This is a genomic window from Stenotrophomonas sp. SORGH_AS_0321 (genome assembly GCF_031453215.1).
Lineage (GTDB): Bacteria > Pseudomonadota > Gammaproteobacteria > Xanthomonadales > Xanthomonadaceae > Stenotrophomonas > Stenotrophomonas chelatiphaga.
In genome coordinates this window covers 282,666-303,801 of record NZ_JAVIZG010000001.1, presented here as the reverse complement: position 1 = coordinate 303,801, position 21,136 = coordinate 282,666, and the positions used below count along the sequence as shown (strand labels likewise).

Genomic DNA, 21,136 nt, shown 5'->3' with positions numbered 1-21,136 from the left:
ACGCAGCCTTTCCTCCTTCGTCCGCCACGTCATGGCCGGACTTCATGGCAGCGGCCGCCCAGCAGGACTATCTGGCTGCCGAATCGGGCCTCGCCCGCGCCCTGCAGCAGGGTTACAGCCACTGGTACGTGGATGGAAGCCTGCACGGTGAACGCCCGGAGGATTTCCCACGGGAGCGCGCCGACGCCCTGCTGGAGCTGATGCAGCAGACCGGCATGCGGCCGATCTACCATGGCAACTTCAAATCCCCCCTCGGCAGCGACGTGCCCGCGCTGGCCACCGCTGCGTTGCACTATGCATGCCGCGAAGTCGATGTCTGCAGCCGGCTGGGTGGCGCACCCTTGATCGTGCATGGCGGCGGTGTGGTGGAACCACGGCTGGTTGCCGAAGTACGCCAGGCGGGGCTGCACCAGTTGATCACCAACCTTCGCGCACTGGTGGCCTATGCCGCACCGCGCGGCGTGCAGGTCTGGTTGGAGAACCTGTGCAACTACACCCGCTTCCATCCCTTCTATTACATCTGCACCACCGCCGATGAAATCGCGACCGTGCTGGAGCAGGTCCCCGGCCTGCACCTGTTCTTCGATGTATCGCATGCCTACGTCAACGGCGGGGACCCCGTCGCGATGTTCCGGCAATTCCACAACCGCATCATCGGCATGTCCTTCAGTGACAACCACCAGGACCGCGACGCGCACCTCCCGCTGGGCGCCGGGAGCCTGCCATTCGACGCCCTGGTCGCTGCCATCATCGAAGCAGGCTGGCGCGGCATGGTGGGGTTCGAAACGCGTGGCGGCACGCTGGCGGGCAGTGTCCAGCAGCTCAGCAGCCTGGCTGCACTCCGTGGCAACCGGGAGGACGCAGGATGAACGCATCGCCTTGCGTGCGCAGCAGTTTCCTGCAGGGCTGCCGTGACGCGCTGCCGGTCTGCCTGACCTTCATGTTCCTGTTTTCATCGATCGGCGCGTTGGCCAGCAAGGCGGGATTCTCGCTGCTCCAGGCCACGGTCATGACCCTCACCGTGCACACTGCCCCGCTGCAGGCCCTGATCGTCCAGCAGGCAGACACGCTGGGCATCGCTGCCCTGCTGGTTGCAACGGTCGTGGTGAACTTCCGCTTCGTGATCATGGCGTCGGTGCTCGCCGAACAGTTTCAGCATGTCAGCCTCGGCCGGTCGCTGCTGTCGGCCCAGCTGTTGTCGATCTCCACCTTCACCCTCTCCAGCCGATGTGGCAGGGGGGCGGCTGACATGCATGCCTACTATCTTGGGTGCGGCGTCGCCACGCTCGGCTGCGCCATCGCGGCCACCGCCGCAGGCCACTGCGTGGGAGCTACGCCGTCGGTCGTAGTGGCACAACTCATCGCAATCATCCTGCCGGTGCATTTCACCGCGCTGGCCTGCCACGCGCCCAATGGAAACCGGACGCTGCAGGCGACCGTTGCCGGCTTCGCGCTCACGCCGGTGATAGGCAGCCAGCTGGGAAGCCTGCATGTGCTGGTGGTGCCCTTGGGCATCGCCGCCCTGCTGTACGCGGCAGACACCTGCCAACGCAGGGCAGCGGCATGAACGGCTGGATCCTGATCGGTACCGCCGCGGCGGCCTCCTACCTCATGCGTTCTGTCCCGTTGCTGATATTCCGGCGCCTGGCGCTTGCCCCGGACAGCCCGGTGGTCCGGTTCCTCCACCACGCCGCGTCCGCCGTGATGGGCAGCGTGATCTACCTCGGCCTGTTCGGCGACTCCTCATTCCAGGCGCCCTGGACCCTGTTGCAGGCACCGGGCGCGCTGCTGAAGCTGTCAGTCGTGCTGCTGGCCGGTGGGCTGGCGCTGTGGCGGCGCAGTGTGTTCATGCCCCTGCTTGCCGGCACCGCACTGTATGCGGCCGCGCTGCTGCTGATGGGGAACTGACATGGAAGTCGTCGGTCTTTCGCTCGACGGGTGCCACCGCCTCGATGAACTGCGCGCCTGGCATGACGCCTGCCGGAAAGCGCCGATGGCGTTTGACATGACCCGAGGCCTGCCCTCCGACGAGCAGATCGCGCTGTCGCACGCGATGCTGTCACTGCCAGGCCCCGCACCGTTTGACAGCGGGGACGGCCAGGATTGGCTCAACTATGGTGGGCAGCAGGGCATACCCCAGTTGCGCGCCCTGCTCGCCCCGTTGTTGCTCGGCGTGCCGGCCAACCAGGCCGCAGTCGGCGGCAACAGCAGCCTGGCGCTGATGCATTCGGCCGTCGGCCTGGCGTGGCGCACAGGGCTGCCGGGGCATGCGCCGTGGTCCCACGCCGACGAGGTCCGCTTCCTGTGTCCGGTGCCGGGGTACGACCGCCATTTCGCCATCTGCAGCGACCATGGCATCGGGTTGGTGCCGGTGCCGATGGGCCAGGACGGACCGGACATGGACCAGGTGGAGCAACACGTGGCGCAGGATCCACGCATCCGCGGAATGTGGTGCGTCCCACGCCACTCCAACCCGTGCGGAGCGACCTACAGCGCCGAGGTACTGCGCCGGCTGGCGACGATGAACACCGCCGCGCCGGACTTCACGTTGTTCTGCGACAACGCCTACGCCGTCCATGACTTCGCTCCGCAGGCGTCCGCGCTGCCCGGCCTGTACGACGCCTGCGCCACCGCCGGCAATCCGGATCGCGCGCTCGTTTTCGGCTCCACGTCGAAGATGACCATCCCCGGCGCCGGTGTCGCGCTGCTGGGGGGCAGTGCGCGGCTTCTGGACTGGTGGCTGGCAGCGCAGCGGGCGTGCACCATCGGGCCGGACAAGGTGAACCAGGTCCGGCATCTGCGTTTCTTCGGCAACGCGGCCGGTGTTGCCCGCCACATGCAGCAGCATGGCCACCTGCTCCAGCAGCGCTTCGCGCAGGTCCAGCGGGTCTTCGCGCAACGTCTCCGCACACAATGTGACGTTCATTGGAGTCGACCGGCGGGTGGCTACTTCATCACACTCTGGCTGCCCACGGGCTGCGCCCGCCGCGTGGTGAGCCTGGCGTCACAGGCGGGCGTGCGCCTCACGCCCGCAGGAACGACCCACTGTGGCGGCACCGACCCGGAGGACCGCTGCCTGCGCATCTCTCCCTCCCGTCTTCCTGTTGCCGATGCAGCGCGGGCCGCAGACATCATCGCCGGGTGCGTGCTGCTGGCCTGCGCAGAAGCTGCGTCCGCCGCCTGCGATACCACTGCCACCGCGCCGGATGCCCACCCATGAACGCCACGTCCTTCGCCACACCAGCGCCACTGCAGTCCATCTGGCAGGCCGCGCGCGTGAGTCGGCTGCACCGCCGCAGCAGCCGCGTGATCGTGGTCGAGCTCGCCCCTGCCAGCGACGTTCCGCTGGTCGGGTTCACTGCCGGTGCGCATGTCGACCTGGTACTTCCCGGCGCACGCACACGCAGCTATTCGCTGATGAATCCGCCGCAGCATGCGAGCTGTTACCAACTGGGCATCCTGCGGGTTGCCGAAGGACGGGGCGGATCGCACTACCTGCATACGCACCTGCGCGAGGGCGATCCGCTGCCGGTGTCACTGCCGCGCAATGCGTTCGCGCTGCATGAGCAGGCCGAACACAGCGTGCTCATCGCCGGTGGCATCGGCATTACCCCCCTGCTTTGCATGGCCCGGCATCTTGTCGCACGGCAGCGTCCAGTGCACCTGTACTACTGCGTGCGTTCGCGGCACGACGCGGTCTTCCTCCAGGACCTCAATACACTGGGAAACGCGCTCACCTGCCTGTTCGACGACGAACGTGGAGGCTCGCCCGATCTGCTGCCACTGCTTGCGGCGCATCCGCCTGATACGCATTTCTATTGCTGTGGGCCGGGGCCGATGCTTGACGCGTTCGGGCTGGCCTGCAGGCGGCTCGGCATCACGCGCGCCCATGTGGAACGTTTCACCGCGTCGTCGCGCCCGCCCGGCAGCCCGCCTGCCAAGGGTTACAAGGGATACGACGTGGTGCTGGCGCGCTCGCGCAGACGGCTCCATCATGATGGCGAGGGAAGCCTGCTGGACTTCCTGCTGCGCAGCGGCGTCACCATTCCCAATGGCTGCCACCAAGGCGTCTGCGGCAGCTGCGCCACGCGGGTGGTCAGCGGCGACGTCGACCACCGCGATGGCATGCTGAGCGACCACGAACGTCAGCATGCATCACTGATGCTGCCCTGTGTGTCCGGATGCCGTGGAACGCAGCTGGAGCTGGACATCTAGCCCGCCCCGGCCAGCGTCAGATCGCCCAGATGCCCGCGATCACCGCCACCACCAGGCCCCACTTGATCGCGTGGTAGGCGAACGCACTGCGCGCACGCAGCGCCTTGGCCTTCAGCCGTACCTTGTACACGCCGCCAAATGCCTTGTTCACCCCACCGGTCGGGTCACCCGGCAGGTTCGGCGAGGCCCCACCGGCCAGCAGCGTGGACGCCACCGCCCGGTTGAACAGGCCAGGCAGGCCGAAACGCAGCGGACGGGCGATATCGCAGAACAGGATCACCCGATCCTGTTCGGTCTCGTTGTGCGCGTGGTGGATGTAGGTCTCGTCGAACATCATCCATTCGCCATCGCGCCAGCTCTTCTTCACCCCGTCCACCTCGATGTAGCAGCGGTCATCGTTGGGCGTGCTCAGTCCCAGGTGCAGGCGCAGCGAACCGGCGAACGGATCGCGGTGCGGGCGCAGCTCGCTGCCCGGCGGAAGCTGGGCGAACATCGCCGCGCGTACGTCCGGGATCGATTCGATCAATGCCACCGTCTGCGGGCAGAACTGCCTGGCCGACGGATGCGACGGGCCGTACCAGCGCAGGTAGAAGCGCTTCCAGCCCCGGCGGAAGAACGAATTGAAGCCGGCGTCGTTGAAGCTGCTCGACGCGGCGATCTTCTGCGCATCGCGCAACGCCAGCGCCTCGTCGCGGATCACGGTCCAGTTCTGCCGCAACGGCTCCAGTTGCGGGAACTCCTTGCCCGGATCCAGGAACGGCGTGGTTGGCACCTTGGAAAACAGGTACATGACCACGTTGATCGGGGCCATGAAGCTGGAGTGGTCCAACAACTGGCGCGACCAGCGCGCGCGGACCTTGCCGCGGTAATGGATGTACAGCACGCAGGCGATGAACAGCACGGCCAGCACGATCTTGATCATTGACAATTCCTCCGGCGGGGGCCGGACGCAGGTGGGCAGGGAACGGGCGGGCACGCAGCCGCGCCGGTCACGCACGGGACGGGGACGTGCCGACAGGGGCGGTCCGGCCAGGCGCGAGGGGAACGCGCAATGGTCGGCAGCTGGGCGGCGCTGGTCAAGCACTGCAGGGCATTGGCAGCGTGCCATACACGAGCGCCACATTGGCATTCATCTCGGGTTTGGCTGGAAGCGATAGCCACCCACGCCTCAACTGTTTGATAAATAACGCATAACGAATAAGTGAGACGGTATTGTCCGAAATGGCATGACGCACTGTTGCACCGCCGAAGCCGTCACAATTATTTAATAGAAAACTGGCGGGTACTAAAATTAGCGCACTCGCTAATGCCCTTCCACCGGTTCGCTTGACGCTCTGCGCCACCCACCGGGCTGTCAGAGAACGTCATGGACACCCCTGCTACTTCCCCCTCTCCGATCTGCGGCGACGATGCCGCGATGCCGCTGCTGCTCAAGCGCGGTGAACGTTTCCTGGAGCCGGACGTCTACCGCACCTGCATGGACGGACAGCCGGCCGTGGTGAAGGACTACACGCGCTATCGCGGCACCCCCCTGTCGCTGCTGGCACGCGTGTTGGTACATCACGAAGCCCACATGCTGCAGCGCCTGAGCGGCTGGAAGCATGCCCCTGCGTTGCTGGGCACCATCGGCGGCCTGGCGCTGGGCATGGAGTTCATTCCCGGGCAGACCCTGAGCACCGCGCAGGCGGTGGGCACCGAAGTGTTCGAACAGCTGCAGCAGGCACTGGACCGGCTGCATGCCGCCGGCATCACCCACAACGACCTGCACGGCACCAACGTGGTGGTCAGTGGGGGCGTGCCGGTGCTGCTGGACTTCACCTCGGCCTGGCGCACGCCGCGCTGGCTGCGGCGCAATCCGATCACCCGCCAGCTGAGCCGCAGCGACCTGAAGAACCTGGTGAAGATGCGCCAGCGCCTGACCGGGCAGCGGCCGAGTGCCGCGCTGGCCGCGCGCGTGGCCGACCCCGGCTGGGTGGCCGCCATCCGCCAGGGCTGGAAGCGCTTCTACGCGTGGGCAAAGCAGGTCAGGTAGGGACGGCCGCTGGCCGTCAAGCCGTCGCCCTGGCTACTGGTGGGTGACGACCGTTGGTCGTCATGCCTTTGCCCCTGCCGCTGCGCTCGCCGAGCACGGCTCGGCGCTACCGCTCACCTGTCTTTACAGGGCATCTGCATCCAGTTCGCCGGTGCGGATGCGCACCACGCTGCCCAGTTCGTACACGAATACCTTGCCGTCCCCGATCTTGCCGGTGCCGGCCGCCTTGACGATCGATTCGACCACGCTCTCAACCTGATCGTCGGTCACTGCGACTTCCACCTTCACCTTGGGCAGGAAGTCCACCACGTATTCGGCGCCACGGTACAGCTCGGTATGGCCTTTCTGCCGCCCGAAGCCTTTCACCTCGGTCACCGTGATCCCGGTGACCCCGCGCTCGGCCAGCGCTTCGCGCACGTCATCGAGCTTGAACGGCTTGATCACCGCCATGACCATCTTCATCGTGGTTCCTCCTGTACTCGGCCGCGAGGATAGCGCCTGTGCGCCTGCAGTGGCGAGAGTATCCTTGGCATCCCTCATTCGTAATGCACGTGGCGCCGGCTTGCCGTGGCGGCCACGCGGCCGTCCCAGGAGCCCCCATGATCGACCTCAACCAGCTGGATGACCTCGCCCGCCGCCTCAGCGAGCTGGTGCCGCCGGGCCTGCGCCAATCGCGCGAAGAGCTGCAGTCCACCTTCAAGAGTGCCCTGCAGGCCGGCCTGTCCAAACTGGACCTGGTCACCCGCGAGGAATTCGACGTACAGCGCGCCGTGCTGCTGCGCACGCGCGAGAAGCTTGATGCACTCGAACAGGTCGTCGCCGCGATGGAAAAGCCACAGCCGCCCGCTGAATGACAGAACGCGGTGGGTCAGCCCTGCCCCGGCGGGTGGGTCCTGCCCGGGCACCGCGCCGGTGGGTGCGCCACACCGCCCCGGTGGGTGACGACCGTTGGTCGTCACGCTTCACCACCCAGCAGGTGACGACCAGCGGTCGCCACCTGCCGGATGACTGCCAGGACCTCAGCGCATCGCCACCGCGGCGCGCTGCTGCTCTTCCTGGCCCTGCTGCACCTGGGCGCTCAAGCGCTCGCCCAGCAGCGTGGCACTGGTCTGCTCGGCGGCAGGCGCCGGCTGGCTCATGTCCACCATCGCGCGGAAGCCCGGCGTGGTGCCCATCACGAACGCCTTGCCATCCTGCACCGCGACGCCCTGCAGCTTGTCCGGGCTGTCGATGCCCGCCTGCTTGGCCATGTGGGTGATGTGCGCAGCCATGTCGTTGGACACCGCGGAAGGCAGCTGCCCGCGGATCGCCGCATGCAGCGGGGTATCCGCATGTCCGGCTTCGCCCAGCTGCGGTCCACGCACCGGCGCCTCATGCGAATGCCCGTGCGCAGCCTGCCGGCCCTCGCCCAACCGGCCCAGCGTCTGTGGACCGGCGATGCCGTCGGCCTTCAGCCCATTGGCCTGCTGGTAGGCGGTCACCGCATCGCGGGTGTGGTCACCAAAGCGGCCGTCTTCGGCCAGGCGATTGCCATTGGCATCGCGCACACCCTGGCGATTCAGTTCCTGCTGCAGCTTGGCCACATCCTCGCTGCGTGCACCGTGGCGCAGCACCGACGACGCGTCATCTGCACGGCCCTGCACCGGCGCCGTCGCACCCTCCTGCACCCGGCGCTGGTCCCAGAACGCTTCGGGACTCTGCAGCTTCCCGGCCGGATCGCGCAGCTGGTAATGCACGTGCTGGGCGTACTGCTCGGCCCCGTTCGGGCCGCGTCCGCCCATGGTGCCGATCGGCTGGCCGGCCTGGATCTGCTGCCCTTCCTTCACCTGCACGTCCTTCATGTGCAGGATCTCGTGCGAATTGCCCTGCGCGTCGAGGATCTTGACCGTGCCGTAGCTGCCACCGGCGAAGGTGACCTTGCCCGAAATCGGCGCATTGATGGTCGGATGTTGCCGGTTGATCCCGGTCTGGCCGCCGACATAATTGAAGTCGGTGCCACCGTGGTCCTTGGCACCGCGCTCTTCACCATAATGCCCGGTGATGTGCGGCTTGACCCCGTTCTGCGGCGGCAACATCACCTGCATGGTGTGCTGGAACGAACCCGACTGCTGCTGCGCGGCGGCTGCCTGCACGGCGGCAACGCCTGCTCCCGCGCCACCGGCCACCGCTGCTGCCGCACCCAGCGTCTGCGCCGGCGACGCCTGGCTTTGAGCCTGCGCCTGCGTCTGGCCCTGCGACTGCGACTGCGCCAGGCGCTCGTTGACGAACTGCTCGTATTCGGCGAGGCGCGGCATCACCTTGCTTTCCGCCAGCCCCAGGCCGCCGTAATCGCGGGTCGGGCCATCGTGGTGGTACTTGTAGATGTACTCCTCGCCCTGGCCGCGACGCTGGGCCAGCTGGCGGTTGTCGATGAAGTGCCGCACCAGCGCATCGGACTGCGCTTCCACATCGAAGCGGTTGCCGTTGTTCAACTGGTAAGCGTTGCCGGTGCCATCGATGAACTGGCCCAGTCCGGAGGCGGACGTGGTGCCGGCGGCGGCATCCGGATTGAAGCCGGATTCAACGCGGGCGATGGCCAGCACATGCGCGGTTTCGCGCGGGGAAAGCCCGGCTTCGCGGGAAGATTCAATCAGCGTATCGATCACGCGTGACTGTACTTCCGGCGACGCATCGCCCCAACGGCGCGATTCACCATGCAAGCGGCCATCGGTCTGATCGATAGGCTCGCGGTAATGGCTATAGGGTTTTATCTGGTCACTGCGGTATCCGGCCCCGCGGGGCTGGATCATGTTCTGGTAGATGTCAGGCATAGCGGTGCGATCCATTCTATGAAAAAGGGAATTTCCTTAAGGGGTGTTGCTCCAGGTGAAACGGTGCAGCGTGCTTCCTATCGCTTTCAGGGTTTGAAGTAGGTCACCTCCGGGTGGGTCACGCCGAGCTTGGCCAACCACTGCTCGTACTCGTCGTTGTTGGGTTCCTGCGACGGCGCCTGTCCGTGCAGCGGCGGATTGCTGTGGGTCAGCTGCTTGCCGTCGGCGTCATACAGATAGAACCATTCGCAGAACTGGCAACCAAACGGCAGCTCGCCGTACTGCACGACGAAATACGGCGTGTTGTCCTTGTCCTGCACGCAGGCCAGGCCCACGGCGGTGTAGTCGGTCATCTCGGCCGGCTTGTCCAAGGTGCGGCGCTGGCCGTCCTTTTCGATATCCAGCCGCGTCTGCGGCGGGGCGTCATTGCCCTGGTCAGGCAGCCCCGCCACGGTCAGGCGGGTTCCCTGGCATTCGATGTGCATTCCTGTGTCGTCCTGCTGGGTGGAGGGGGTCGTGGAAGCCGTTGCCGGTGTCGCCGGAGGGGCCGCGGTGGCGCCTGAAGCCGGGGTGGCCGCCGCCGGTGCGGCCGGCGTGGACGAATCCGCCGCCGGATCGCTGCAGGCAGCCAACAGCAACATCAAGGCAGGGGCGACAAACTTTGACGTCATGCGTCGTGCTCCGTGAAGCGGCAACAGGGCCTGTCAGCAGGCCCTGTCGCCAGTGGGATCAGATCGATTGATCGTCCACGCTCTGCAGCTGCCAGCACGGCTTCTGCGCGAAGGTGTAGATCTGCTGGTCGCTGGTGTTCGGCGTGCGCAGGCGTACCTGCACGCTGCCATCGGCCTGCGGGGTGACCTGCAGTTCGCGGCCTAGACGCGACAGCGTCGCCGGGTCCGGAATCACCGGCCACTCCACCTCCGCCAGCGGGACCTGCCGGGTTACCTTGGCCGGTTCAGGCTGGGCGTTGGCATCGATGGATTCGGTGACCAGCGGGTCGGCGACCGACTTCTCCTGCAGGGCGATGTCGTTGCCGAAATGCGCCAGGAAGGTGTTGAAGTCGGCATGCGGGCATTGCGTGGCGGCATCAGCGGGCGCTGCGGGTGCGGTGGTTGCCGCGGTGGTGGCCGGTGCCGGGGTAGCCGGCTCTGTTCCTGCCGGCGTCGTCGGCTGGGCGGGTTTGCACGCGGTAAGGGCCAGGCCCAGCGAGAGCGCCAGCAGCGCGAGAGAGCGTGATTGAGACAACGGATCCTCCTGATCGGTCGTTCGCGCGCCTACGGCGGCGCGCGGGTGCATGGAGCATACCGGGGGACCTGTTAAGCGATTTAGACAGTCGTGAAGGCGTGCTTTCCGTCACATTTTCACACCCACTGAACGAGGCGCATGACGTCGCTGACGCCGCCTACCTCGCCTGCACCTGCAGGCGGATGCCCAGCACGCGCAGCACCCGCATCACGGTCGATAAGGACATCGGGTAATGGCCGCACAGCTGGCGGCGCAGCGTGACGGCGGACACCTGTCCCGGGCCGCTCATGGGCGCTCCAGCGCGGCCTGCGCGGAAGCGATCAGCTGGCGCCCGGCCATCAACAGGCCATCCACCAGTTGCGGCGCGAGGGGAGGTTCGCTCGGGCCCGCCCTGTAAACGAGGTGATCCGCTTCCAGCACGTCCAGCACGGCCGCCAGCCCCTGCAGGCTGCGTTGGGCCGAGGCCAGGTTCTGCCGGGCGGATTCGTCCAGCGGCGGCACGCCGAGCGACGGCCGGCTCAGGTAATGGTCCAGGGTCTTCTGCAACATCGGTGGCCTCCCATCGGGTGATGCCACCTGCGGGATTGCGAGGTGGCAGGCGATGCGGGTTGCAGTCACCGGAGAAACACCCAAAAAGACCGGCGGATTCAGTGGAAGAATCCCCACACATCGCCCGCCATGGAACCGGCAGGGCCATGCATTCTCCGCCGTGCCCACGTGGGCAAAACAGAGCCAATTTGGATGTTTCTAACGGGACTGCAATCCCGGCTGGCACTCTTCGGCACCAGTCGGGGTTATCGTGCGCAGGCAGGGCGTTGGACGTACATCAGGAAAGTTGTAGTTTCCCGTGCGAACCGCGCCCGCGGCGACACCACCGCAGGCACAACACGACGCTGCACCGCCCACGACTCAGGAAGAGCAGACGACGATGCACGGAATCGCCATTGCAGGAATCGCCTTTGCCCTGATTGCCCTTTCCGGCATTGCGCGGGCATCGCCCCCTGTCGCATCGGCGGACGATCAACGCGCCCTGTGGACGTTCACCGAAGCGCTCGCCGTCGCGCTGCCACAGGACAACGCCGATTTCTCCAATACCCTGAGAGCCGCGTCTGATCCATCAAGGGGGCGGATACGGATCGGCAAAGCGCTCAGCGGCGTCAATGGCACCGTCACCGCGATGGGTCACGACCGGACCACCTATTTCACGCTCACCCTGACCGGCGCCTGCGTACCGTTGTCTGCGTTGCACGCGCGCTATTCCACCCTGCAGGCAGCCGGGGTTCCCCTGATGGACCAGCCCGCCGGCAGCTACTCCCTTGCAACGGTGATCGGCCAGACCCGCGTGACCTACTCGTTCGGACCGGGCAGGACGGCCTGCCTGTCGGGGATCCAGATGGGCCGTGCTTCGCGCTAGGCGGCCACTGCCCTCGCCACCGCCTCGCCCAGCTGCGCCGTCGTCGCTTGGCCGCCCAGATCCGGCGTCAGCGGTCCCTGCGCCAGCACGCCTTCAATCGCCGCCATGATGGCGTCGTGCGCCTCCTCGCAACCGAGAAACTTCAGCATCAGCGCACCAGACCAGATCATCGCGATCGGGTTGGCGATGCCCTGCCCGAAGATATCCGGTGCCGAGCCATGCACGGGCTCGAACAGCGACGGAAAATCGCGCTCCGGATTGAGGTTGGCCGACGGCGCCAGGCCGATCGTGCCGGTGCACGCCGGGCCCAGGTCGGACAGGATGTCGCCGAACAGGTTGCTCGCCACCACCACGTCGAAGCGCTGCGGCTGCAGCACGAAACGCGCGGTGAGGATGTCGATGTGCTGCTTGTCGACGGTGACCTCTGGATAGGCTGCGCCGACCGCATCCGCGCGGCCATCCCACCACGGCATGCTGATGGCGATGCCATTGCTCTTGGTTGCCACGGTCAGATGGCGGCGGGCACGCGACTGCGCCAGTTCATAGGCGTACTTCAACACGCGGTCGGCCCCGTGACGGCTCATCACCGTTTCCTGGATGACGATCTCGCGCTCGGTGCCGGCGTACATGATGCCGCCCAGGTTGGTGTACTCGCCTTCGGTGTTTTCGCGCACCACCAGGAAATCGATATCGCCTGGCTTGCGCCCTGCCAGCGGGGACGGCACACCTTCAAAAAGACGCACCGGTCGCAGGTTGATGTACTGGTCGAACTCGCGACGGAATTTCAGCAGCGAACCCCACAACGAGACGTGGTCCGGCACCGTATCCGGCCAGCCGACCGCGCCGAAGAAGATCGCATCCATGCCCTGCAGCTGCACTTTCCAGTCGTCGGGCATCATCTGGCCGTGCTGCTGGTAGTAATCGCAGCTGGCCCAGTCGATGTGGGTGAACTGCAGGTCCAGCTGGAAGCGGCGTGCTGCGGCTTCCAGCACGCGCAGGCCCTCGGGCATGACCTCCCGGCCGATGCCATCGCCGGGGATGACGGCAATCTTGAACGTCTGGGTCATGGGGCGCTCGCATCAGGAAAGGAGTGGCCCCGATGCTAGGCATTCACGGATCGCATTACTATTGGCGCAACCGTGGTTTGATCGTGCCCATTTCGTGAACAACAGTCCGCCCATCGATGACCTGCGCGTGTTCGTCATCGTCGCCCGCCGCGCCAGCTTCCGTGCCGCGGCGCTGGAACTGGGTGTCTCGCCTGCATACGTGACCAAGCGCATCGGGCTGCTGGAAGCCACGCTGGGCACGCGGTTGCTGCATCGCACGACGCGCAAGGTGAGCATCACCGAAGAAGGCGAGCGCGTGTTCGGCTGGGCGCAGCGGGTGCTGGATGACATGGACAGCCTGGTCGAGTCGGTAGCCGCCAGCCCTGCCCTGCCGCGCGGCGTGTTGCGGGTCAGCAGCAGCTTCGGCTTCGGACGGCAGGTGGTCGCACCCGCGCTGGCGCGCATGGCGTCCGCGCATCCGGCACTGGCCGTCCGGCTGGAGTTGTTCGACCACCTGATCGACATTGCCGACGAAGGCTTCGACCTGGACGTGCGAATCGGCGATGAGATCGCGCCACAGTTCGTCGCAACGCGGCTGGCGTCGAACCAGCGCGTGCTGTGCGCATCGCCGGAGTACCTGCAGCGACGTGGCACGCCACGCACGCTGGCCGACCTGGTTACCCACGATTGCGTGGTGATCCGCGAGCGCGATCATCCGTTCGGCGTGTGGCGGCTGGAAGGGAGTGCCGGGCGTGAAACGGTGAAGGTCACCGGACCGATGTCGACCAATCACGGCGAGATAGCCGTGCAGTGGGCGGTGGAAGGACTGGGCATCGTGCTGCGCTCGACGTGGCAGGTGGATTCGATGCTGCGCGAAGGTAAGCTGGTGCGTGTCCTGCCGGACTATCGGCAGGAAGCGAACATCTGGGCGGTGTATCCCGAACGGCTACGCGCTTCGGCCAAAGTGCGCGCCTGCGTGCGCTTCCTGCAGGACGCGCTGGCCGGGTAGTGACGGCCGCTGGCCGTCACCCCGATGCCGGAATCAACTCAGCGCCACCCACCATGATGGCGGTCATTGCCACGACGGCCGTTGTTCCAATGACGGCGGTCATCGCGACGATCGTAACGGGTGTTGCGCTCATAGCGATGATTGCGGTCATAGCGACGATCACGATCGTAGCGATAGTTTCGGTTGTCGCGGCGATCCTTGGTGGTCACGTTGCCGATCGCACCGCCGGCCACGGCACCGCCGACGGTCATCATCGGGTCGCCATTGGATAGGACGTGACCTGCGACACCACCGACCACGGCACCGATCGCTGTGTTCTTGTCCTTGCGCGACATCGCGTCGGCGTCGCTGGCGACGGTAACGCCGGCGGTGAGTGCCAACGCCAGGGCCAGGCCACGGAATACGGAAGCGGTTGAGGTAAGCATCGTCAAATCCTCCAATAGGACAGGTGATCAGTTGCGGGGAGCGGGCGTTGTGCTGTCCCCGCACGATTCAATCTCGTCGCCGAAGATTGCCGGAACATTGCGTACCCGGAGATGAACCGGCGCCTGTTCAGGTTGGGGCGGGCGTTGTCGCGGGCACGCGAAATGGCCTGTGGATTGGGCGTGGACGGCTCCGTGGACGGGGTCGGATTCCTTTCCTGCGGAAAAGGAATCCGACCCCTCCCTGCCCCCTCCCCTCAGTAAGCGACCGCAGGCCCCGCGGGGACGATGCCGGACGGATTGATGTGCTTATGGCTGCCGTAGTAGTGGTGCTTGATGTGCTCGAAATTGACCGTTCCCTCCACTTCCGGGATGGCCATCATTCGTTCCACGAAGGCATGCAGTGCCGGGTAGTCCGCGATGCGTTTCACGTTGCACTTGAAGTGCACGTAATAGACCGAATCGAAGCGGATCAAGGTGGTGAACAGTCTTATGTCGGCTTCGGTCATCACGTCACCGACCAGCCACTGCTTATCCGTCAGCAAGCCATCCAGCCACTCCAGCGTGTCGAACAAGGGCACGATCGCCTCGTCGTAGGCCTCCTGCGTGGCAGCGAAGCCAGCCTGGTACACGCCGTTGTTGAGGGTGCTGTAGACCCGTTCGTTGATGCGATCGATCTCTGTCCGCAGCGCCTCCGGGTAATAGTTACCCGGCCGTGCGCCCAGGTGATCGTAGGCATCGTTGAACATGCGGATGATGTCGGCGGATTCGTTGCTGACGATCTCGCCCTTCTCGCGATCCCACAGCACCGGAACGGTCGCTTTGCCGGTCATGCCGGGCTTGGCGGCCTGATACAGCTGATGCAGATAGTCTGCGTTGCGCTCAGGGTCCGGCGTCACCAAAGAGCCCGGCGCGAAGTTCCAGCCGTTGTCGCCCATGTGCCAGTTGACGATGGACAACGGGATCAGCGGCTCCAGTCCCTTGAGCGCGCGCACGATCAGCGCGCGATGGGCCCACGGGCAGGCCAGGCTGACATACAGGCGGAATCGCTCGGGTTCGGCCATCAAGGCCGGCTGTCCGTTCGGCGCGCACTCGCCGTTGGCGGTGAGCCAGCGGCGGAAGGTGGATTCTTCGCGATGGAAGTGCCCGTCTTCGCCTGCACTGCCTGCGGTACCGGTCTGCCATTCGCCATTTACCAACATGCCCATCGGTGGGAACCTTTGTGTGATGTCGGTTCCCGTTCTAACGCAGGCGGTGGAAATCAATGGTGACGGCGTCGTGGCGGGTATGGCATCGATCACCTGGGCGCACGGCGCTGCCGTTCTGGCCGGACGTCCCGCCGTCCTTCAATCCGATGCCGACAGGTTCACCTGGATCGGCTCGTTATCAATTGCACCCGCAACACCGGGCAGGTAGCCGATCACCGGAAGCAACACCGCCAGCATTGGCGGACGCTCTTCGCCTGACTGCACCCATCTCACCCCGCATGCCGCCACCATGGCAGACAACAGCGCGAGGGCAACGCCCGCCCCGCGCCGCCAGTCCAGCCGCAGTGCAAGCAACGCACCACCTGCGTGCACGGCCACAGTGGACGCTGCCCATATCGCAGTCTGCTGCACTTGGAACGCATCGGACAGCAAGCGGCCCGACAGTGCCGAGGGAAGTAGATACATCAACGCGCTCGCGCACAGCTTGAGTGGCCCACCCGGTACAGCGGCGGTCGTAAGTAGCTCTACCTACAGTACTGCCTACCCTCCACCGACGTACAGCCAGCAGCGCCTGCACCACACTGGATTCCTGCATCCGATGGAGTCACCGCATGAGCCTCGCGCTGGTCCACAGCCGCGCCCGTGCCGGCGCCGATGCGCCGCTGGTTCGTGTCGAGGTGCATCTGTCTGGTGGCTTGCCCGCTACCCAGATCGTCGGCCTGCCTGAAACCACCGTCCGCGAATCGCGTGAGCGCGTTCGCGCGGCCCTGCTCTGTGCGCGTTTCGACTACCCGCAGCGGCGCATCACCATCAACCTGGGGCCGGCGGATCTGCCCAAGGAAGGCGGCCGCTTCGATCTGGCCATCGCGATGGGCATACTGGCTGCTAGTGGCCAGCTGGACCCGCAGCAGGTGGTCCGCCACGAGTACGTGGCCGAGCTCGCGCTCACCGGCGAGCTGCGACCTGTCGATGGCGTTCTTCCCGCCGCCATCGCAGCCGCCGAGGCCAACCGCACACTGTTCGTGCCGCCGGCCAATGCTGCCGAGGCCGCGCTGGCCGAGCATGCCGACGTCCGCGTAGCACGCACGCTGCTGGAGGTCTGCGCATCGGTCGAAAATCCTTCGCGGCTGCCGCGCGCGGAGCGTGCCAGCATCGAGGCCGATCCGCCGCTGGACCTCACCGATGTGCGCGGCCAACCACATGCGCGACGTGCGCTGGAAGTCGCTGCGGCCGGCGGTCACCATCTGCTGCTGATCGGCAGTCCCGGATGCGGCAAGACCCTGCTGGCTTCGCGGCTGGCCGGCATCCTGCCAGAAGCCAGCCAGGCCGAGGCGCTGCAGAGCGCGGCCATCGCATCGATCAGCGGCAGTGGGCTGGACCCGCGGCGGTGGCGCCAGCGCCCGTTCCGCGCGCCACATCACAGCGCCAGCCCGGCCGCGTTGGCCGGTGGCGGCAACCCGCCCCACCCCGGCGAGATCTCGCTGGCGCACAACGGCGTGCTGTTCCTGGACGAGCTGCCGGAGTGGTCGCGCATGGCACTGGAGATCCTGCGTGAGCCACTCGAATCAGGCCATATCCGGATCAGTCGCGCGGCGCGCAGTGCCGTGTTCCCCGCGCGCTTCCAACTGGTCACCGCGATGAACCCCTGCCCCTGCGGCTGGGCCGGGGACCGCAGCAACCGCTGCCTGTGCACCAGTGAGCGCATCCAGCGCTACCGCGGCCGGGTTTCAGGCCCATTGCTGGACCGCATCGACCTGCATGTCACGGTGACCCGGCTGTCGCCGGAGGAGTTGCGCGAAGGCGCCCCGGCGGGCGAGTGCAGTGCGGATGTCCGCGCGCGGGTGATCGCGGCGCGCGAACGCCAACTGCAGCGTGGCGCGCTCAATGCGCATATGGACAGCAAGGCACTTCGCTTGTGTGCGCATCTTTCAGAAGCCGACCAGAGCTTGCTGGAACAGGCCATCGAGCGGCTGCAGCTGTCTGCGCGTGCGATGCACCGGATCCTGCGTGTGGCGCGGACGATCGCGGACCTGGCGGGGGCTGATGACATCGAAAGCGCACACTTGGCGGAAGCGATCGGTTATCGGCAGTTGGATCGGGGGGCGGCTCCGTGCTCTTGAACGTCTGTCCAACATGCAGGCATTCCTCCGCTTCATATATCTTCGCAAATCACTCGCAGGGAAGCCCCGCAAGATTGCACAGACTGCCGAGCCGCGAGCAGTAAAGTGTTCAATTGCTGAAAACGCAGAAGCCTTACTGACTTTCCTGCTGTTAGACAGTGGTCATGCTCTTTACGCGTCAGACGAGGTTGGACAATCATCGCCACACGCTCGTGATGAGATGGCAGCTTCTTCACTGCTGCCAGGAATCCAACACGGTCAGCTTGCTTGACGCCATCCTTCCATACTGCGCTACCGATCTTTTTCCCCTTTCCAGCTTGAAGCCCTTGGTGAATGTTTTGCTGGTGCAGGTGGCGCACGTTCTTTACAGTCTGGCCTACGACTATCTCGTAATCTGAAACAGATACTTGACGATTGGTCAACTTGGAACCGGACGCCTTTACATGCACAAGCGTGACCGTGTTGGTCGCCTCATCTATGTGCACGAAGTCCGCCAACTCCATGGACCCATCGTCACATGCCAGCCACCCAACCGGCTTCCCGGCCGCATCGACAAAAATCTTCTGGAGGACGAAAGCAAATAGCGACTTGTCGCTTTTCGATCCTATTTCCGCCGCCAGAGTAGAGCCCACCACAGAAGGCTTCTCCTGAGTCGTAATGTAACCATTGAATCTTACAAATTCATAATTGAACCTCTGATCGGTGGGCGTACTCGCATAGCACCGACCTTGAGCAATCGCGTGCCCACTGTCGTAGTGGACCTTCACCATCTGGGTATTACCTAATAGGGACAAGCATGACTTCGCGTCCTTATGGGTTGGTGGCGCAGGGCCCACCCATGTCGGTTTGAACTCAACCATCCCCTTGGCTTTGAAATTCACTGCAACTCTTGCACGTCCGATGGTCCCACCCAACATCGAGCAATCCACTTCAAAATCTGCCTTGGCTCCACCTGTCACGACAAATGCTGCATCGTAAGCCCACCTGCGCGCAAACTCGTAATCTTGGGAGGAAACTGAATCCTCGGATAGCAATTCTCTAGGAACGACGCTCAAAGCATATGCATCACCGAGCAGGCTCACGTCCGATACGGGATAAGCAAGCATTGCAAATCTACCCGGAGACGACTTGGCAGATCGCGCATGCTCAAGAATCGCGCTCAAATTTGCAGTGAATTCTTCCCAATCCTTCTGTCGACCCACCCACAAACGGCTCTCCATGGGTGAGGTACCTACCGACGGAGGACGCTTGGATTTCGCGGACAGGCCTAGTACAGAGGGTTGCGTTCGTGCTGCGCTCAACAAGTAGCTCTGGTCACCCAGTGGATCCAGGGCGAACTCAATACTGTTTCCCGTAAGTATCTTTCCATTGGGCTTTACGGGGGTTGGAACATGAACCCCGTTGAGATACAGCACAGAAGCGTCGTCGCCAATGAAGGTTTCCATCCGCTCGCGAGAGAGAAGTGTGATCCCTGCAAGTGACCCCACGATGCGATCCCGTACGGCGCCGTCTGATGCGACTACCGCGGCGTATCGCCCCCGGCTGGCCAGTATCACTATCTCATGACGAGCATCCACAAGGCTCGGTCCAATCAGCCAGCTAGGGTGTGCCTCCTGTCGGTACACCAACAGGCTGAGCGTCATTCGATGCGCTTTAGGCAGCGCAGAAGTAGCGAGGTCTTTGCATTTGGCGTCTGCGTTGATTGTGCGCTCGCTTGCTTTAACAAGCTCAGGCATCACATCAGCGACCCGAATCTTTGGATCAACTTGCAGAAGTACCGGCGCAAGGTAGGGCCGGATAGCACTCGTCGTTATAGCCGATGTGGTCACACCAACTTCCTTGTCATGATATCTCGTTAGGTGCTTTTAGCACCTGAGAGCGCTCAGATCCAGACCGGTCTTGTCACCCATCGCCCACGCAACCGGGTATGGTGCCAGACACGCTCCGGAGCTCCCCCATGACCTATCAACGTGCCGTGGATGACTTCAACCTCCACGACTGGGAAAGTCGTCTGCACGGTGACCTGCAGGACGGCATCAATGCCTGCGTGGAATGCTGTGATCGCCATTGCGGCAGCGACCGCCTCGCGCTGCGCTGGATCAGCACTGATGGCGGCCTGCACCTTTACACCTTCGAAGACCTGCGCGCCGCCTCGGCCAGGGTCGCGCATGTGCTTACCGCTCAGGGCATCGGCCGCGGCGATGTGGTGGCCGGCATGCTGCCGCGCACGCCGGAACTGCTGGCGACGATCCTCGGCACGTGGCGGGTCGGCGCGGTCTATCAGCCGCTGTTCACCGCGTTCGGGGCCAAGGCCATCGAGTCGCGCCTGCGCACCGGCCGCACCCGGCTGGTGGTCACCGACCACGCCAACCGGCACAAGCTGGACGATGTCGAAGACTGTCCGCCGGTCGCCACGATCCTGCCGGCCGGCCAGCCCGCCGATGCAGCGGACATCGATTGGCGTGCCCGCATCGCGGCAGCCGGCGCGGCGCCGTTCGAACCGGTGCTGCTGCGTGGCGATGAGCTGATGGTGCTGCTGTCCACGTCCGGCACGACGGGTGCGCCGAAGGGCGTGCCGGTACCGCTGCGGGCGCTGATGTCCTTCGCCAGCTACATGCAGCTGGCGGTCGATCTGCGGCCCGGCGACGTGTTCTGGAACATCGCCGATCCCGGCTGGGCATATGGCCTGTACTACGCGGTGATCGGTCCGCTGATGCTCGGCGAGGCCACCACCTTCAACCAGGCGCCGTTCACCGTGCAGGGCCTGCACGAGGTGATCGAACGGCTGGGCGTGACCAACCTGGCGGGCTCGCCGACCGCCTACCGGCAGATCATTGCGGCCGGCGAGGCGTCGGCCGCGCGCGTCGCTGGCCAGCTGCGTGCGGTGAGCAGTGCCGGCGAGCCGCTGAATGCCGAGATCGCCCGCTGGTTCGCTGCCCACTTGTCCACCACCGTGCTGGACCATTACGGCCAGACCGAAACCGGCATGGTGGTGAACAACCATCACGCGCTGGACCACGCGGTGCGTGCGGGGTCGTCCGGCTTCGCGATGCCGGGCTACCGCGTGGCGGTGCTGGACGACGACGGCCGCGAGCTGCCCGCACGCATGCCGGGCATCCTGGCGATCGACATCGCGCGCTCGCCGCTGTTGTGGTTCACCGGCTACTACGGCGCCGACACACCAGCCATTCGCGATGGCTACTACCTGACCGGCGATACCGTGGAGTGCGAGGACGACGGCTCGATCAGCTTCATCGGGCGATCCGACGATGTGATCACCTCGTCCGGCTACCGGATCGGTCCGTTCGACGTGGAGAGCGCACTGCTGGAACATCCGGCCGTCGCCGAGGCGGTGGTGATCGGCGTACCGGACCCGGAGCGCACCGAGATCGTGAAGGCCTTCGTGATCACCAGTACCGGGATCGAAGGCGACGCGGCGTTGGCCGCGCAGCTGCAGCAGTACGTAAAGACACGACTGTCCGCGCACGCGTATCCGCGGCTGGTGGAGTTCGTCAGCGAGGTCCCGAAAACCCCCAGTGGCAAGGTGCAGCGCTTCGTGCTGCGGGCGGCCGAAGTGGCCCGTCAGGCGGGCCAATGAGCCGGCGCGCGTGCGCT

Annotated in this window: 24 protein-coding genes; 12 read left to right on the top strand and 12 right to left on the bottom strand. The window is 65.3% G+C overall.

Annotation, left to right across the window (positions count from 1 at the left end; all coding sequences use genetic code 11):
• Positions 1–44 precede the first annotated feature (44 nt).
• From QE373_RS01305 to QE373_RS01285, 5 genes are all read left to right on the top strand, one after another.
• Positions 45–869: a sugar phosphate isomerase/epimerase family protein gene (locus tag QE373_RS01305; RefSeq protein ID WP_309682711.1), complete on the top strand. Its 825-nt coding sequence runs from the start codon at positions 45–47 to the stop codon at positions 867–869.
• Entirely contained in the window at positions 866–1,567 is a 702-nt protein-coding gene (locus QE373_RS01300; RefSeq protein WP_309682708.1) for an AzlC family ABC transporter permease, read from the top strand. Before QE373_RS01305 ends, QE373_RS01300 begins: the two co-directional genes overlap by 4 nt.
• Entirely contained in the window at positions 1,564–1,908 is a 345-nt protein-coding gene (locus QE373_RS01295; protein WP_309682705.1) for an AzlD domain-containing protein, read from the top strand. The genes QE373_RS01300 and QE373_RS01295 overlap by 4 nt, the downstream gene beginning before the upstream one ends.
• A gap of 1 nt (position 1,909) precedes the next feature.
• The gene (locus QE373_RS01290; RefSeq protein WP_309682702.1) at positions 1,910–3,220 is read left to right on the top strand and encodes an aminotransferase class I/II-fold pyridoxal phosphate-dependent enzyme; all 1,311 of its coding nucleotides are present in this window, start codon (positions 1,910–1,912) and stop codon (positions 3,218–3,220) included.
• A 197-nt stretch (positions 3,221–3,417) separates the two neighbouring features.
• Positions 3,418–4,215 carry a PDR/VanB family oxidoreductase gene (locus tag QE373_RS01285; protein WP_309682699.1) on the top strand — a complete coding sequence of 266 codons (798 nt, stop codon included), beginning with the start codon at positions 3,418–3,420 and terminating at the stop codon, positions 4,213–4,215.
• Positions 4,216–4,231: 16 nt separating this feature from the next.
• Here the strand turns inward: QE373_RS01285 and QE373_RS01280 are convergent, their stop codons facing one another.
• Positions 4,232–5,137: an aspartyl/asparaginyl beta-hydroxylase domain-containing protein gene (locus QE373_RS01280; RefSeq protein WP_057508496.1), complete on the bottom strand. Its 906-nt coding sequence runs from the start codon at positions 5,135–5,137 to the stop codon at positions 4,232–4,234.
• 444 nt (positions 5,138–5,581) lie between these two features.
• On the opposite strand from QE373_RS01280, the gene QE373_RS01275 reads away from it, so the two are divergent.
• Entirely contained in the window at positions 5,582–6,247 is a 666-nt protein-coding gene (locus QE373_RS01275; protein ID WP_057508497.1) for an RIO1 family regulatory kinase/ATPase, read from the top strand.
• A 123-nt stretch (positions 6,248–6,370) separates the two neighbouring features.
• On the opposite strand, the gene QE373_RS01270 is transcribed toward QE373_RS01275, so the two are convergent.
• Positions 6,371–6,709: a P-II family nitrogen regulator gene (locus tag QE373_RS01270; RefSeq protein ID WP_309682692.1), complete on the bottom strand. Its 339-nt coding sequence runs from the start codon at positions 6,707–6,709 to the stop codon at positions 6,371–6,373.
• A gap of 137 nt (positions 6,710–6,846) precedes the next feature.
• Between QE373_RS01270 and QE373_RS01265 the strand changes: the two genes are divergently transcribed.
• Entirely contained in the window at positions 6,847–7,101 is a 255-nt protein-coding gene (locus tag QE373_RS01265) for an accessory factor UbiK family protein (RefSeq protein ID WP_309682689.1), read from the top strand.
• A gap of 165 nt (positions 7,102–7,266) precedes the next feature.
• Here QE373_RS01265 and QE373_RS01260 read toward each other — a convergent pair whose 3' ends face one another.
• Together QE373_RS01260 and QE373_RS01255 are read right to left on the bottom strand one after the other, a co-directional pair.
• Positions 7,267–9,057 carry a peptidoglycan-binding protein gene (locus QE373_RS01260; protein ID WP_309682686.1) on the bottom strand — a complete coding sequence of 597 codons (1,791 nt, stop codon included), beginning with the start codon at positions 9,055–9,057 and terminating at the stop codon, positions 7,267–7,269.
• An 86-nt stretch (positions 9,058–9,143) separates the two neighbouring features.
• Complete coding sequence (locus tag QE373_RS01255) at positions 9,144–9,542, bottom strand: hypothetical protein (protein WP_123700182.1); 399 nt, start codon at positions 9,540–9,542, stop codon at positions 9,144–9,146.
• 31 nt (positions 9,543–9,573) lie between these two features.
• On the opposite strand from QE373_RS01255, the gene QE373_RS01250 reads away from it, so the two are divergent.
• The gene (locus QE373_RS01250; RefSeq protein WP_309682680.1) at positions 9,574–9,744 is read left to right on the top strand and encodes a hypothetical protein; all 171 of its coding nucleotides are present in this window, start codon (positions 9,574–9,576) and stop codon (positions 9,742–9,744) included.
• A gap of 42 nt (positions 9,745–9,786) precedes the next feature.
• Here the strand turns inward: QE373_RS01250 and QE373_RS01245 are convergent, their stop codons facing one another.
• The 3 genes from QE373_RS01245 to QE373_RS01235 form a co-directional block, all read right to left on the bottom strand.
• Positions 9,787–10,302 (bottom strand): hypothetical protein, encoded by a 516-nt coding sequence (locus QE373_RS01245; RefSeq protein WP_309682677.1) that lies wholly within the window; start codon positions 10,300–10,302, stop codon positions 9,787–9,789.
• 157 nt (positions 10,303–10,459) lie between these two features.
• Positions 10,460–10,591: a hypothetical protein gene (locus QE373_RS01240; RefSeq protein WP_309682674.1), complete on the bottom strand. Its 132-nt coding sequence runs from the start codon at positions 10,589–10,591 to the stop codon at positions 10,460–10,462.
• The gene (locus QE373_RS01235) at positions 10,588–10,851 is read right to left on the bottom strand and encodes a hypothetical protein (RefSeq protein ID WP_309682671.1); all 264 of its coding nucleotides are present in this window, start codon (positions 10,849–10,851) and stop codon (positions 10,588–10,590) included. The genes QE373_RS01240 and QE373_RS01235 overlap by 4 nt, the downstream gene beginning before the upstream one ends.
• Positions 10,852–11,149: 298 nt before the next feature.
• Between QE373_RS01235 and QE373_RS01230 the strand changes: the two genes are divergently transcribed.
• A complete protein-coding gene (locus tag QE373_RS01230; protein WP_309682669.1) occupies positions 11,150–11,716 on the top strand; it encodes a hypothetical protein in 567 nt (188 codons plus the stop codon).
• Here the strand turns inward: QE373_RS01230 and QE373_RS01225 are convergent.
• Positions 11,713–12,783, bottom strand: coding sequence for a tartrate dehydrogenase (locus QE373_RS01225; RefSeq protein ID WP_309682666.1), 1,071 nt, complete (start codon positions 12,781–12,783; stop codon positions 11,713–11,715). The two genes, QE373_RS01230 and QE373_RS01225, sit on opposite strands and share 4 nt — an antisense overlap.
• 94 nt (positions 12,784–12,877) lie before the next feature.
• Between QE373_RS01225 and QE373_RS01220 the strand changes: the two genes are divergently transcribed.
• The gene (locus QE373_RS01220; protein WP_309682663.1) at positions 12,878–13,771 is read left to right on the top strand and encodes a LysR family transcriptional regulator; all 894 of its coding nucleotides are present in this window, start codon (positions 12,878–12,880) and stop codon (positions 13,769–13,771) included.
• Between the two features lie 38 nt (positions 13,772–13,809).
• On the opposite strand, the gene QE373_RS01215 is transcribed toward QE373_RS01220, so the two are convergent.
• From QE373_RS01215 to QE373_RS01205, 3 genes are all read right to left on the bottom strand, one after another.
• On the bottom strand, positions 13,810–14,196 hold the full coding sequence (locus tag QE373_RS01215) for a glycine zipper 2TM domain-containing protein (protein WP_057508509.1): 387 nt from the start codon (positions 14,194–14,196) through the stop codon (positions 13,810–13,812).
• A gap of 254 nt (positions 14,197–14,450) precedes the next feature.
• Positions 14,451–15,401, bottom strand: coding sequence for a glutathione S-transferase family protein (locus QE373_RS01210; protein WP_309682656.1), 951 nt, complete (start codon positions 15,399–15,401; stop codon positions 14,451–14,453).
• A gap of 138 nt (positions 15,402–15,539) precedes the next feature.
• Positions 15,540–15,866 (bottom strand): hypothetical protein, encoded by a 327-nt coding sequence (locus QE373_RS01205; RefSeq protein ID WP_309682653.1) that lies wholly within the window; start codon positions 15,864–15,866, stop codon positions 15,540–15,542.
• A 146-nt stretch (positions 15,867–16,012) separates the two neighbouring features.
• Here QE373_RS01205 and QE373_RS01200 point away from each other — a divergent pair, with 146 nt between their 5' ends.
• Positions 16,013–17,521, top strand: a complete 1,509-nt coding sequence (locus QE373_RS01200) for a YifB family Mg chelatase-like AAA ATPase (protein WP_309682650.1) — start codon at positions 16,013–16,015, stop codon at positions 17,519–17,521.
• Between the two features lie 32 nt (positions 17,522–17,553).
• Here QE373_RS01200 and QE373_RS01195 read toward each other — a convergent pair whose 3' ends face one another.
• Positions 17,554–19,350, bottom strand: coding sequence for a hypothetical protein (locus QE373_RS01195; protein WP_309682648.1), 1,797 nt, complete (start codon positions 19,348–19,350; stop codon positions 17,554–17,556).
• Positions 19,351–19,478: 128 nt separating this feature from the next.
• Between QE373_RS01195 and QE373_RS01190 the strand changes: the two genes are divergently transcribed.
• Complete coding sequence (locus QE373_RS01190; RefSeq protein WP_309682646.1) at positions 19,479–21,119, top strand: AMP-binding protein; 1,641 nt, start codon at positions 19,479–19,481, stop codon at positions 21,117–21,119.
• The last annotated feature ends 17 nt before the right edge of the window (positions 21,120–21,136 follow it).

Coding starts and splice junctions, on each gene's coding strand:
- QE373_RS01305 (WP_309682711.1), top strand. CDS start 45: ATGGCAGCGGCCGCCCAGCAGGACTATCTGGCTGCCGAATCGGGCCTC.
- QE373_RS01300 (WP_309682708.1), top strand. CDS start 866: ATGAACGCATCGCCTTGCGTGCGCAGCAGTTTCCTGCAGGGCTGCCGT.
- QE373_RS01295 (WP_309682705.1), top strand. CDS start 1,564: ATGAACGGCTGGATCCTGATCGGTACCGCCGCGGCGGCCTCCTACCTC.
- QE373_RS01290 (WP_309682702.1), top strand. CDS start 1,910: ATGGAAGTCGTCGGTCTTTCGCTCGACGGGTGCCACCGCCTCGATGAA.
- QE373_RS01285 (WP_309682699.1), top strand. CDS start 3,418: ATGAATCCGCCGCAGCATGCGAGCTGTTACCAACTGGGCATCCTGCGG.
- QE373_RS01280 (WP_057508496.1), bottom strand. CDS start 5,137: ATGATCAAGATCGTGCTGGCCGTGCTGTTCATCGCCTGCGTGCTGTAC.
- QE373_RS01275 (WP_057508497.1), top strand. CDS start 5,582: ATGGACACCCCTGCTACTTCCCCCTCTCCGATCTGCGGCGACGATGCC.
- QE373_RS01270 (WP_309682692.1), bottom strand. CDS start 6,709: ATGAAGATGGTCATGGCGGTGATCAAGCCGTTCAAGCTCGATGACGTG.
- QE373_RS01265 (WP_309682689.1), top strand. CDS start 6,847: ATGATCGACCTCAACCAGCTGGATGACCTCGCCCGCCGCCTCAGCGAG.
- QE373_RS01260 (WP_309682686.1), bottom strand. CDS start 9,057: ATGCCTGACATCTACCAGAACATGATCCAGCCCCGCGGGGCCGGATAC.
- QE373_RS01255 (WP_123700182.1), bottom strand. CDS start 9,542: ATGCACATCGAATGCCAGGGAACCCGCCTGACCGTGGCGGGGCTGCCT.
- QE373_RS01240 (WP_309682674.1), bottom strand. CDS start 10,591: ATGAGCGGCCCGGGACAGGTGTCCGCCGTCACGCTGCGCCGCCAGCTG.
- QE373_RS01235 (WP_309682671.1), bottom strand. CDS start 10,851: ATGTTGCAGAAGACCCTGGACCATTACCTGAGCCGGCCGTCGCTCGGC.
- QE373_RS01225 (WP_309682666.1), bottom strand. CDS start 12,783: ATGACCCAGACGTTCAAGATTGCCGTCATCCCCGGCGATGGCATCGGC.
- QE373_RS01215 (WP_057508509.1), bottom strand. CDS start 14,196: ATGCTTACCTCAACCGCTTCCGTATTCCGTGGCCTGGCCCTGGCGTTG.
- QE373_RS01210 (WP_309682656.1), bottom strand. CDS start 15,401: ATGGGCATGTTGGTAAATGGCGAATGGCAGACCGGTACCGCAGGCAGT.
- QE373_RS01205 (WP_309682653.1), bottom strand. CDS start 15,866: ATGTATCTACTTCCCTCGGCACTGTCGGGCCGCTTGCTGTCCGATGCG.
- QE373_RS01200 (WP_309682650.1), top strand. CDS start 16,013: ATGAGCCTCGCGCTGGTCCACAGCCGCGCCCGTGCCGGCGCCGATGCG.
- QE373_RS01190 (WP_309682646.1), top strand. CDS start 19,479: ATGACCTATCAACGTGCCGTGGATGACTTCAACCTCCACGACTGGGAA.